The following is a 12,549-nucleotide window of genomic DNA, read 5'->3' as shown; positions in this document are numbered from 1 at the left end:
AAATTTTGCGTGAACAATTACCGAGGAACTCCCGTGACCGAGCTGGTAACAAAACTGATGGACTTTGGCTTTACGAAAACTGATGCTTTGGTTTATATCAACTTGCTTAAAAATGGCCGATCCAGCGGTTATAAAATAGCCAAAGAGATTTCCCTCTCTCGTTCATCTGTTTATTCGTCGATTGATAACCTGTACAAGAACGGTTGTATCTTTATGTCCGACGGAGATACCAAAGAATATGAAGCCAAATCTCCGGATCTGATATTCAGTCAGATTGAGAAAAAAACGATAAAGAACATTCACATCCTGAAGAAAGAGCTTTCACGCATGATGCTGCAGGAAGAGAAAGAATTTATCTATAACGTTACAGGGTTTGAAAATCTGATTCAGAAAGCTAGGGAAATGCTCAATCTGGCGCAAATGGAAGTTTATCTTAATACGGATTTTCATCTCGAATTGATTGCAGACGAGATCTGCCAAGCCATAGAACGCGGAGTACGGGTGATTGTGTTCTCTTTTAATCGCTTAGATTTGCCACACCCAAAAGTTGAACACTATTCTCGCTCAGAAAACCCTGAACAGCGCTATCCTTCTCACCGTTTTATGCTGGTGGTAGACATGAAACAAGCGATGATGTTCTCCCATCGTGAAGAAACTCAAGGCTTGTTCTCAAACAACCGCTTAATCATCAAAATGATGGCTGAACACATTCACAGTGACATTTACCTGACTGAATATGAGAAGTTGGCATTAGAAAAGCGTTTTCGAATTGCCACCATCCATGAACTAGAAAACAACATGGTAAGCGATGACCGATTAAATCTGCATTCAACGTCGGAGCTTCAAAGTAATGAGCTTTAGCGATTAAGCACCGCATCGCTCTGGAAAGTTGTCGGGCAGCTTCAGGTTACGCTGCCCTATCGACCTAAATAGCTAATTGCTTCGTTCAGATAGCACTTCTTTAAAAGCAAACATTCCATTTAATGCTGCTGGGAACCCAGCATAGACTGACATTTGTATTATTACTTCTTTCAGCTCTTCCTCTGTACAACCAACGTTAAGGGCAGCGTGCAAATGTACTTTTAGCTGTGGCGTACAATTCCCCATCGCAGTCAATGCAGAAACAGTCGCGATCTCTCTTGATTTCAGGTCTAAGCCCTGACGGGTATAAATATCACCAAACGGGTATTCAATGGTGAATTTGGCTAAATCAGGGCATATGTCACGCAGGCTTTCTATAACTTTTTGACCAGCCTCACCATCAATTTTTGATAACTGTTCTAACCCAGAATTAAATCGTTGATTTTCCATTTTGTGTGCTCCTATAAATGACTACCAGCACACCTTACAAGTTAGAGTTCACTCTAAGTCAACTCACTTTCCCACTTTTGTATAAATCAATTTTTACTTCTAATGCGTCCAGATGCTCGACCTGTTGCTGGATATGTTGTTTCAGTTTTTCTCGGTGTTTCTCTAGTAGTGCTTGGCGATCTGCTCTGGTTTGAGCACCTATATCCCTCAATGACGCATATTTTTGAATTTCTTCTAATGGCATTCCCGTGTCTTTCAGTCGTTTAATAAAGTTGATCCAATCAATATCCCGATTTGAGTAGACACGGTGACCACTGCTATTTCTTTGCACATGTTTGAGTAAACCAATTTTTTCATAGTATCGAAGCGTGTAAGACGAAAGCCCAACGAGGTCCGAAAACTTTTTCATATTCATCTTTGTTACCTTTCTACTTTAATTGTCTCGGTCAACGCCCTACTGCCCAGTTCTCGTAACTGCTAGGGCGTAATGATTTAACCAAACTCAAAACGAAAAAAAGCGAGCACTGAGCTCGCTTTTAGCAATATGGTTTTGATTGTTACTACAGCAATTCAACCGACTGTTGAGCAATAACAAATTCTTTGTTGGTTGGGTTTCTATTAGTATCGCACCTACTAACGAGAATTTGGACAAAAGCGTTTTAGGTCATCGGTTGTATCAGGTGAGTTTCGGATAAAAATTTCTATGGGTTAACACTGCCATATACGGCGCGAGCTTGCGAGCTTCCGGCGACTGTAGGGAGCGAATTTAACAGCTTTGCTATACGGAAGTGATTGGCGAACACTTAGAGAACCAAGCATGAACAAACCCAGCCTGGTAAAACTGGACAGGTGAGCCAAAACCACCATTTTTTATAATTGACTTAACCTCATCAGGGGGCAAAATCGCTACGTCTTTTGCCCATGCAGAATGTGTTTTTTCTATCGCATCCTTGGGGACGTTTGCAGCATGAAGCATACTCACCCATACCTTGAGCAAGGCGTCATACTCCGGTGTTCCGACAGATGAAGAAAGATCAGCACTAACCAAGATAGCGTTGTGTTTCAATCTTTCTGATATGGCTCGGAAAAAGTTTGAACGCGCCTCATTGTCGAGGATAAATTGTGAAACCATAAAACAAGTACCCGCGTCGTGCTGCTCAATATCTGGCAATGATTCCACATACCCCTCGTGAAACGTACAGCGAGAAATGTAACCTTCTTTCTCTGCTCTTTGGCGGCATACATCGAGCATCGCGCCAGAAGGTTCAACAGCAGTAAATCTCCAGTCTGGGAACCTGCTAGCCAAATAAGAAAGTTCAACACCAACACCTAGGCCAACACAAAGAATTCGGGCAGCGCGCGGTAACTCCGATAAAATCCATTCGAGTTGAGAGTAAAGACCATCATGAACAGGCGCCAGCTTCTTTTGCTGCTCTTCATAGCTTGTAGCCTGTTTATCAAAAACAGCTTTGAGTTCATCTTGATTCATATAACATTGGCTCCTAAGCCGTATAACCGCTCTTAAATGGACAAAAACGTTTTAGGCTTGTTGATCTAATACTCGGATTTCTAATACTAGAAGTCATTTATTTCTCAAATACTTATAGAGAAGAGTTCCGGGTTCCTACTTTTTACAAAATCAGTGACATTGATTATCTACTCGAATGAGATCGTAAAGAGACTTCATCGAAAATCCAGCAAGCATAATAGCACTGTATAACACGCAGTTTTTCATCGCTAACACTGGAACTTCATACAAATCCAACGAAATGAAATAAATCTGCCCAGCTATACCAATACCTATTGCCATGCCGATATGTTGTAATGCTTGCATTGCACCAGAAGCAGTACCAGAGTCTTCCCTATCTACATTGCTCATAATGCTCTGAAATAATGCAATTATTGCACTTCCCATTCCAATTCCCCCAATGAATAAAGGAAACGAAACCCAATATAGCTCATCAAATGCAGAAACATAGTTAACAGTAAAATAGAGCATTGACCATGCAATAGTCAGGCTGAAACAACCACCTACGACTCTGTAGCGTTGCCATGAAATAGGGCTGCTTTTTAGTACTGATGAAGAAATAAGAACCCCTAAAGGGAATGCCAAAGTCACGACTCCTGATTCAAATGGACTAAAGCCTAGAACCCCCTGAATGTAATATGCAAGAACAAAGAACAAGCCCGGAGTCGTTGCACCAAATAACATCATAAAGAAAGCTTGGTTTGTGAATATATGGTTTTTGTATAGGCTAATTGAGATTAATTTGGTTTGGCTACTATCTGCTGTAGGGCTCTTTAACCAACAGTTAAGCCCCCAAATACTAGGTAGAGACATTGCCAACATAATCAGTAACCACGGTTGCCAACCCAAGCTGTAGCCTTCAATGAGCGGTACGATAAGGGAAATACTGATGAATATAATTAGACTATTCCCAATCCAATCTATTCGTTGCTTCTGAGTTTCCACTTCACTGTCCAAATTTTTTTTCGCACCCCAATAGGCTATTGCTCCAATAGGTATATTAATGGCAAAGATGATTCGCCAATCAAGACTCAATAGATTGAGCGAAATCAACGCTCCCCCAACGATGGGACCAAGTATTGATGCTAAGCTTCCTACAATTCCCACATACCCAAACATCTTTGTTTTTTCATCGACAGGAAACATTGATACTGCAATGGCTAACACCTGTGGGACCATCATCGCGCTTGCAAGACCTTGAAACAGCCTGCTGAACATCAATATCTCGATGTTAGGCGATATTGCACATATCAACGATGTCACAACAAAAGCAATTAACCCCATTTTGAAAAATCTTACTTTGCCGTACATGTCCCCGCACTTTCCAAAAGGAAGTAAGAAAGCAGCAAAACTTATCAAGTATATGATTGATATCCATTGTGCTTGAGAATGTGAAATTCCCATGTCGTCGTAAATACGCGGAATTGCGACATTGACGATAGTCACATCCAAAATGTTAAGGAAGTTAGCAAGCAATAAAAAGAAAAGTGCGTGCCATCTGTTTGGTGGGTATTGTTCGTTCTTCATAGCTTATTCATGTAACTTCAAATGTATCGTGATAAGCATTCTATTTTCATGTATCTTTAAAAGCAACATAAAAAGGAGTCGACGATGCGAACAGATTCTAGGCTATCGAGAGTTATCCATGCCTTATTACATATGCATGATACGCAGCAACCTTTAACCTCAGAAGTTTTAGCTAAGATGCTAAACACAAATTCATCTGTAATTCGAAGAACAATGTCAGGGCTACGTAACAAAGGTTATGTCATGTCAAACAAAGGCCATCATGGAGGCTGGATATTAACGAAACGCCTAGATGAAATTACACTACTTGGGCTTTACGAAGCTTTGGGGATGCCTCGATTATTTGCAATATCAAGCGAAGCCGAAAACTCGACATGTTTAGTACAGCAGATTGCAGACGAGTCTCTGAACAAGGCGTTAGAGATGTCTCGACATGTGTTTATATCCCAGCTTGAAAGAATGACACTTGCTGAATTGAATGAAAAATTTAAGTATCGCTTAAATAATTTGGATAATGAAAGTGTTGAAACGCTAAATACATGTGCACAAGCAGAAGAATCAAGTTAACTCGGAACCATGCCAAATTCACATTAGTACAATTATGCAAACCGCTCGCCAAATTGCCTAATGCTTGGCGAGACATCTAACTTGTTTGGGGCATAAACAAGTCAACACTAACATTGATAACTTAGGGGTATTGCTGAAGTCAGTGAAGTTGGTAATAGGTGTGTCGCCATACGCGGCTTAGCGAGGGTCTATCCAACATAAAGAACAAAAAAGCGAGCACTGAGCTCGCTTTTAACAATAGGGTTGTGATGTTACTACAGCAATTCAACCGACTGTTGAGCAATGACAAATTCTTCGTTGGTTGGAACCACCATCGCTACTGCATTTAGCAGTTCAGATTTACCGATGATACCTGCGTTACCAAAACGAGCCGCTTCATTGCCTTTCTCGTCTTCAACAAAGCCTAATAGTTTAAGATTGCTTAAGATCTCGCGACGAATATCCAGTGAGTTCTCACCGATACCACCAGTGAAGATGATTGCATCTAAGCTGTCTAATGGGATCAGGTATGAACCGATGTACTTAGCTACGCGGTAAGTGAACACTTCAAATGCGAGTTTCGCACCTTCGTGACCTTTCGCCATCGCTTCTAAAATGCCACGAGCGTCAGAAGTTAAGCCAGACACACCTAAGAAACCTGATTTCTTGTTCAGCGTGTTGAAGACTTCTTCTTGAGTCCAGCCTTTCTTCAACAGGAACTCGATAATGCCTGGGTCAAGGTCGCCCGAACGCGTACCCATCATTAGGCCAGCCAATGGGGTGAAGCCCATTGATGTATCGACTGATTTACCGTTACGAATCGCACACACTGATGCGCCGTTACCGAGGTGAACCGTGATGAAGTTTGATTCATCAATCGATTTATCCAGCATTTTTGCTGCTTCACGGCTAACAAAGTAATGACTAGTGCCATGGAAGCCGTATCGACGAATGCCGTATTTCTCATACAGTTCATGAGAAATTGCACCAGTGAATGCTTTTTGCGGCATTGTTTGGTGGAATGCGGTGTCGAATACAGCAAATTGAGGAAGGCTTGGGAAAGCTTGCATTGCAGCACGAATGCCTTTTGCGCCTGCCGGGTTGTGGAGCGGTGCTAGATCCGACAAGTTTTCAATTTCAGTCAGTACTTCATCATCGATGCGAACCGTTGAAGTGAATTTCTCACCTCCATGAACGATACGATGACCTACTGCAACCAAGTCTTTCGTAAATCCCAAGCTTTCCATCAAACCTACAATACGATTAATGGCGTGTTGGTGATGATTGTCCGGAGCAGTAATTGCCTCTTCGGTTTTCTCTCCCTGATATTTCCAACCTAGAACTGCTTCAGGAAGACCGAAGCATTCCCCTAAACCTGTAACTAACGCTTCACCGTTGTTTGAATCTATGACTGCAAATTTTAGTGAGGAGCTACCAGAGTTGATAACCAACACATACGAGTTCGACATGGGGCTCTTTCCTGTATCCGACAATGAGTACGAAGCTTAAACTTCGTGTATTTGTTTGCAACCATTATTCAATAATTTTTGAATCTTTCAACTTTGTTTTAATTTTTTGGTGTCATTCTCGCGTTTTTTATTGATCTCTCGCAAAAACTCATTTCTTTTACCTAACGAAATATTTAATTTGCGCCTCACACCAACTATAGACCACTGAACGAAAAAACCGCCTACAATTGCTTGTAAGCGGTTGAATTACCTAGCCTATTATTTTGTTAGTGCACTTAAGTCGATATGCTATTAGTTACATTTAGTACTTAAGTGGTAGGACGTCGTTAGAACTGATAAGCCGCCGAAATCTTATAGCTTCTTCCAGGTTCATAATCATCCGTGGTCGCGCCACGCGCTGTTCCCAGACGTGATGCGTGAGAGACGTAAAGCTCATCGAAGATGTTTTCAATACCCACAGTTACGATCAAATCAGGGATTTGATGAGGGATCCACTGTGCATGCATGTTGTGTACGTCGTAGCCTTGTTTGATGTCTGCGCCTGTCATCACGTTATCTTCATCAAGAACAACAATCGACGTCCAACCGAACATCGTATCAATAGAATCTGCTTGATAACCTAAAGTAAGAGCAAAGCTATCGCCCATGTCAGCGCTTGAACCATATGAATTAGGCATTGGACCACCATTCGTGACATCATTCGCTTCAGAGCGCGCATAAGATAGCTTGGAGCTAAACATGTCGTAAGCGTATGTCGCGCTGACCTCCAGACCTTTGATTTCCATATCACCAGCATTGCGGATCCTATAAGTACTGGTAGCGTTATCCCAATCTGTTGAGATGTAGTCATCAATTTGCGTCTTAAATAGCGTAATGTTCATGCCCAAGAAGTGATCGTTCAATTTCTTGTCGAACCTTACACCTGCTTGAGTATTCAAGCCCGTTTCCGCTTTAATATCATCCGCTAAGTACGCCACATCCTGATATCTGACAAAAGTTTCCAATAACTCAGGCCCTTTGAACAAAGAACGAGCGTTGGCAAATAAAGTCCAGTCTTTGGTTACGTCCCACTCGGTTCCTAAAGACCAAGTCACATCATCAAAACTGTTGTCAGAAGTTACCGCTTTGCGCTCAAAATCGTCAAAACGCAAGCCTGCAGTAACAGACCAAGCATCTGTCACATAGAGTTTATTTTCCGCAAACAAGGCTGTTGATATTGCCGACTCTTCCATAAATTTAGAGCCACCGTAGGCACTCTCACTGGTCTGATCGATATAATCAGCACCGTAGGTCACTTGGTTATTTAGGCTTGCGACTTGGTAATCTGATTGGAATTTTATGTTTGCACCAATATTTCTGTTGGTTGCGGTGTTTCTTGAATGGCGTACAGTAGCCCAGCGGCTGGTAATCACAGATTCATCACGATCAATTTCTGTTTCGCTGCTATACAGCGTAATTTTTCCTTTGTGATGTTCGGTGTCCAGTTCATAAGAGCCAGTAATAGTGTCGCGATCGTACTTAGTCGGTACAAGCTCATCACCCGTTAATGTAAGGTTGGCACTACCGGCCATATCTGGACGAGGGCTGTAATCACCTTTGTCGCGGTACACATCATAGGAAAGCTGGAATCGATGCCCCAACGCAGGTTCGAAACCAATTTTACCCAGCACGTTGTATGTATCTCCATCCGCTCCGATGGTTTCATCACCTTTGCCATCTTCAAAGTTGTCACGCGAAATTTGCTGCCCATAAATCATGGCATCAACCTTATCGCTTAATTGACCATAGACGGTGACAGAACCCTGTTGGTTTGCGTTAGACGCATAACCTGCAAATACTCGCGCCCCAAATGACTCGTCATAGCGAAGCAGATCTTTGGCGTTTTTGGTTTCGAAATAAACAGCACCACCTAGACCGCCAGAGACCACTGAGTTATTACCGACTTGGATATCTGCTGATTTGAGAATATCAGGGTTTAAAGTCAGGCTGCCGATATGATGGAACATGTTCGCATGTTGCGAAGCACCATCTAAACGGATATCTAGGTCACTTTCACCCAACCCACGAATATTGATACGTTGGTTTACCGAGTGCGTCCCGCCAACATCGACACCGGGAATATCACGTAACAAGTCGGACATATGATCCGCTTGTTTAACCGAAAGATCATCGGTCGTTAGAGATTCGGAATTACTCGATACTTTTGTGCCCCAGACAACAACCTGTTCTTGCGGAGACTCTTCCTGCTGGGCGAATACTCCTCCGCTCAACACAGATGTAATCGCCAAACATACCACTGACTTCTTATTCGGATACATATCCTTTAGTTCCTTTCACTTATGTATAAAATACAAATGATAATCGTTATCAATAATGTTAATATGTATGCGGTAAAGTAGGAACCTGAATAGCTTATGCAAAATCGCATAACAGTTATGAGAATTGATGATGGAAACGAATGTAACTGCAAAAAGCCAGCCCGGAACGAAAGTCGTTCTGACTCAGAAGATTCGAGATAGCGAACAACAAACCATAGTGACACAGCGTAAGAATTCCCCACTCTCACTAGCGCGAGGAGAATTTATCAGCCATACCTGTGAAGGCATATTTTCCCTTCACGGCGGAGCCAGCTATGAGTTACAAGACTCGCAGGTTGTTTGTACCAGTGAAGCTTCGACTATCATCACCTTGCTCATTGAAGGAAACCTGCAATTTGGTTACGACGATTTAGAGTTCACCTTAGACGCCAGCGCTGAGCCTCAAGCTCTTATCGTCAATTTGGCGCAACCTTGTAACTTCCATCGCCGCTTAGTCAAAGGAAGTCATATCGTAAAACTCAACTTAGTCATATCACCGCAATGGATAGTAAATCGAATCAAAGAGGCATGCCCTGCAAGTCAGTTTGTCTCCACCCATAAAGCAGCAGCAATGGTAAATTTTACCGGCGAGATGCTTGAGGCAACAAAGAAGGTACTTTCCCTGTCTGCACCTAAAACACTCAACGATTATATTCAGCTCGAAGCCAGCAGTTTTGCATTGATTCAGATGTGTATTGAACAGCTCGCCGACAAACCCACTTCTGAATCCCCTGCTTGCTGCTCCACCTATAATGATTCCATCGGCAAAGCGATACATTACATTGAACAGCATCTATCAGAAGATATCCGGCTAGAGAAGCTGGCTCAACAGATGGCGATGAGTGTTTCAAGCTTACAAAGCAAGTTTAAACAGCAACTTGGTATGACAGTGGCAAGCTATACTCGTGACCGTCGTTTACATATCGCTAGAAAGCACTTGGGAAAAGGGTATTGCAGCATTACCGAAGCCGCATATGAGGCGGGTTATCATCATCCGTCAAACTTTTCAGCGGCATTCAAGAAAGCCTTTGGTGAATCACCGCAGGCTTTTATGCAAAATAAGACAGAATAGAAGAATGACGTTGTTAAGTGTGATACAGGCACATCAGTTTGCCTTCCATTTTTACCACCCTAAATGGTGTTTCGTAGATATTACTCAACACCTGCGCTTGGATGACCTCTTCAACACTGCCTGATGCCACCATCTCACCTTTTTTCATCGCGATAATCCGGTCGGAATAGCAGGAAGCAAAGTTGATGTCATGGATAACCACAACAACCGCTTTGTCCAATTCATGCGCGAGACGCTGAATAGTCGACATGATTTGCAGTGAGTGCTTAATATCGAGGTTGTTGAGCGGCTCATCCAAGAAGACATAGTCTGTATCCTGAGCAATTACCATGGCAATAAACGCAAGTTGACGCTGACCACCGCTGAGTTCATCAAGATATTTGTGTTCGATATCAGACAAGTCCAGATACTCAATAGACTGATCAATCACTTGCTGGTCGTCTTGAGTCAGTTTGCCTTTTGAGTAAGGAAAACGTCCAAACGAAACCAGTTCCCGAACAGTGAAACGCATGGTTAAGCTGTTCGCTTGACGCAATACAGAAAGCTTTTTAGCCAATGCTTTGGTATCCCAATCCACCAGCTCTCGGTTATCTATCCAGACTTCACCTGCATCACGATTGATTAACCGGCTTGCCATCGATAGCAGCGTACTTTTCCCTGCACCATTAGGGCCAATAATTGAGGTAACTTTCCCTTTCTCAAATTGAGTACTCGCAGCGTTGACTACCGTTTGTTGACCAAACATTTTGGTCAGATTTTTCAATTTGATCATTGCTAAACCACTTTGTTACGAATTAAGAGTGAAAGGAAATAGATACCGCCAATAAAGTTAATGATGACACTTAAGGTGGTACTGAAATGGAACACTTTCTCGACCATCCATTGCCCCGCTAACAGCGCAGCAACCGACATTGCAGAACAGGCCAGAAGCAGCACTCGGTGCTGATAAGCTTTGAACCACTCACGAGTCAGGTTGGTTACAAGTAAACCAAAGAACATGATGGGGCCAACCAGAGCTGTCGAGATCGAAATCAAGAAAGCACTTAACAAGAGAACATTGCGCGTCATTTTACGCACATCTACACCAAGGCTGATGGCGTTGTCCTTATCGAGCCAGAACACATCCAAAATCCGGTTCATACTAAACAGCGCAACCGAAGCCAGAATGAGCAAAGGTGTGGCAAAGTACACCAGATCAACATTCACATTGTTGAAACTGGCGAACATCGTGACTTGCAAAGAGGCGAAATCGTTCGGGTCCATCAACATAATGAAAAATGAAGCGATGTTGGAAAATAGCTGTCCAAAAATGACGCCCAATAGCAGCAACATCATCAGGCTCTGATTCTCTTTACGGAAATAGAAAGCAAACAGCAAACTGGAAAAAAGCAGCATCACTGACACAGACAATGAGAAGTTCAAATACGCATTCAAGATAAAGCTACTTAAGCCGCCAAATGCAACCACAATGCAGGTTTGAGTCAGCAAATAGAGGGAATCAAAACCCATTATGCTTGGCGTTAATATCCGGTTATGAGTAATGGTCTGGAAAGCCAGTGAAGACTGAGCAATCGCAATACCAGCTATCACTATCGCCAACACTTTGGGTACTCGGCGCGAAAGAAAATACTGGTAATTGTCAGCGGTTAAACCCAAACCAATAAACAATCCAATAAATACCATCGACACTAAAATCAATAAGGCTAATTTAATTCTATCCTGCATGACGCATACCTTTTGTAATCAGCAGAATAAACGCGATGCCACCCAACATACTGATGATCATAGAAATCGGCACTTCATAGGGGAAAATAATCACTCGGCCAGCCAAATCGCACAGCAACACCAGAAGCGCGCCGAAAGCAGCGGTGCGCGGAATGTTTGCCCGAAGATTGTCGCCATAGAAATGGCTCACCACGTTCGGCACAATTAACCCAAGGAACGGAAGTTCACCCACAATCATGACAACACTGGCAGACAACACCGATACCAGACAAACCCCGATCACCAGCACCTGGTTGTAGTTCAAACCAAGGTTTACAGCAAACTCTTTGCCCATACCGACCGCAGAAATACGCGCCGCATATAAGTAACTAAACACCGCAATAGGAATAGCGATATAAAGCAGTTCAAAGTCACCTTGCAGAATGTTGGCAAAATTCGCTACTTTCCATGCAGATAGGTTTTGGATTGCATCGTATTTGTAGGCGACAAAAGTGGCAGTTGAATCCACGACATTGCCAAATACGATACCGATTAAAGGAACAAAAATGGCGTTCTTGAACTGAATACTCTGGATAAACCAGACGAAAACCAACGTACCGAACATAGCCACTGAAAAAATGAGCCACAAATGTGTGCCATTACCAAATAAGACCAAGCTCAACACATACCCCAACATGGCGCACTCGATAGTTCCCGATGTGGAAGGCGCAGCAAAACGATTTTGACTCACCTGTTGCATGATCAAACCAGCGATACTCAGACCTGCGCCCGCCAATAGAATAGCAAGTAAACGAGGTAAGCGGCTCGTCCATAGTAACTGCCATGACATAGGATCATGATTGAGAAGAGAAGTGAGAGAGAGGTTACCGACGCCCACAAACAGTGATGCAACGCTAACCAACATTAAAGCAAGCAATAACCTTTTCAAAGTTAACCTCAGCTATGAGGCATGCTCCCATAACCATATTAAGGTAAAGAAGCCGCCTCTCTTATAGTTTAAAAATGACGCTGAGT

The 12,549-nt window shown here is 42.8% G+C and carries 12 protein-coding genes; 3 read left to right on the top strand and 9 right to left on the bottom strand.

Annotated features, from left to right (window positions below; genetic code table 11):
* The first annotated feature begins 33 nt into the window (after positions 1 to 33).
* On the top strand, positions 34 to 861 hold the full coding sequence (locus HKI82_RS02780) for a TrmB family transcriptional regulator (RefSeq protein ID WP_171137134.1): 828 nt from the start codon (positions 34 to 36) through the stop codon (positions 859 to 861).
* Positions 862 to 933: 72 nt separating this feature from the next.
* Here the strand turns inward: HKI82_RS02780 and HKI82_RS02775 are convergent, their stop codons facing one another.
* The 4 genes from HKI82_RS02775 to HKI82_RS02760 form a co-directional block, all read right to left on the bottom strand.
* Entirely contained in the window at positions 934 to 1,311 is a 378-nt protein-coding gene (locus tag HKI82_RS02775; protein WP_102939663.1) for a carboxymuconolactone decarboxylase family protein, read from the bottom strand.
* 58 nt (positions 1,312 to 1,369) lie between these two features.
* Entirely contained in the window at positions 1,370 to 1,726 is a 357-nt protein-coding gene (locus tag HKI82_RS02770; RefSeq protein ID WP_042490410.1) for a MerR family transcriptional regulator, read from the bottom strand.
* 363 nt (positions 1,727 to 2,089) lie between these two features.
* Positions 2,090 to 2,800, bottom strand: coding sequence for a class I SAM-dependent methyltransferase (locus HKI82_RS02765; RefSeq protein WP_171137133.1), 711 nt, complete (start codon positions 2,798 to 2,800; stop codon positions 2,090 to 2,092).
* A 150-nt stretch (positions 2,801 to 2,950) separates the two neighbouring features.
* Positions 2,951 to 4,366, bottom strand: a complete 1,416-nt coding sequence (locus HKI82_RS02760) for an MFS transporter (protein ID WP_171137132.1) — start codon at positions 4,364 to 4,366, stop codon at positions 2,951 to 2,953.
* Positions 4,367 to 4,450: 84 nt separating this feature from the next.
* Here HKI82_RS02760 and HKI82_RS02755 point away from each other — a divergent pair, with 84 nt between their 5' ends.
* On the top strand, positions 4,451 to 4,933 hold the full coding sequence (locus tag HKI82_RS02755; protein ID WP_171137131.1) for an RrF2 family transcriptional regulator: 483 nt from the start codon (positions 4,451 to 4,453) through the stop codon (positions 4,931 to 4,933).
* Positions 4,934 to 5,187: 254 nt separating this feature from the next.
* Here the strand turns inward: HKI82_RS02755 and HKI82_RS02750 are convergent, their stop codons facing one another.
* Complete coding sequence (locus HKI82_RS02750) at positions 5,188 to 6,381, bottom strand: acetate/propionate family kinase (RefSeq protein ID WP_102939664.1); 1,194 nt, start codon at positions 6,379 to 6,381, stop codon at positions 5,188 to 5,190.
* Between the two features lie 326 nt (positions 6,382 to 6,707).
* The gene (locus HKI82_RS02745) at positions 6,708 to 8,699 is read right to left on the bottom strand and encodes a TonB-dependent siderophore receptor (RefSeq protein ID WP_171137130.1); all 1,992 of its coding nucleotides are present in this window, start codon (positions 8,697 to 8,699) and stop codon (positions 6,708 to 6,710) included.
* A gap of 127 nt (positions 8,700 to 8,826) precedes the next feature.
* Between HKI82_RS02745 and HKI82_RS02740 the strand changes: the two genes are divergently transcribed.
* Positions 8,827 to 9,810, top strand: coding sequence for an AraC family transcriptional regulator (locus HKI82_RS02740; protein WP_171137129.1), 984 nt, complete (start codon positions 8,827 to 8,829; stop codon positions 9,808 to 9,810).
* A 13-nt stretch (positions 9,811 to 9,823) separates the two neighbouring features.
* On the opposite strand, the gene vctC is transcribed toward HKI82_RS02740, so the two are convergent.
* From vctC to vctD, 3 genes are read right to left on the bottom strand one after another with little or no spacing between them, the layout of a single operon-like run.
* Positions 9,824 to 10,582, bottom strand: coding sequence for an iron chelate ABC transporter ATP-binding protein VctC (gene vctC, locus HKI82_RS02735; protein ID WP_171137128.1), 759 nt, complete (start codon positions 10,580 to 10,582; stop codon positions 9,824 to 9,826).
* Positions 10,583 to 10,584: 2 nt separating this feature from the next.
* Positions 10,585 to 11,535: an iron chelate uptake ABC transporter permease subunit VctG gene (gene vctG, locus HKI82_RS02730; RefSeq protein ID WP_102939667.1), complete on the bottom strand. Its 951-nt coding sequence runs from the start codon at positions 11,533 to 11,535 to the stop codon at positions 10,585 to 10,587.
* Complete coding sequence (gene vctD / locus HKI82_RS02725) at positions 11,525 to 12,463, bottom strand: iron chelate uptake ABC transporter permease subunit VctD (RefSeq protein ID WP_171137127.1); 939 nt, start codon at positions 12,461 to 12,463, stop codon at positions 11,525 to 11,527. Before vctD ends, vctG begins: the two co-directional genes overlap by 11 nt.
* Positions 12,464 to 12,549: the final 86 nt, after the last annotated feature.

Source organism: Vibrio plantisponsor, assembly GCF_013041605.1.
In the GTDB taxonomy this organism is placed as follows: Bacteria; Pseudomonadota; Gammaproteobacteria; order Enterobacterales; family Vibrionaceae; genus Vibrio; species Vibrio plantisponsor.
The sequence above is the reverse complement of the archived record's forward strand: the minus strand, read 5'-3'. Positions and strand labels throughout refer to the sequence as shown.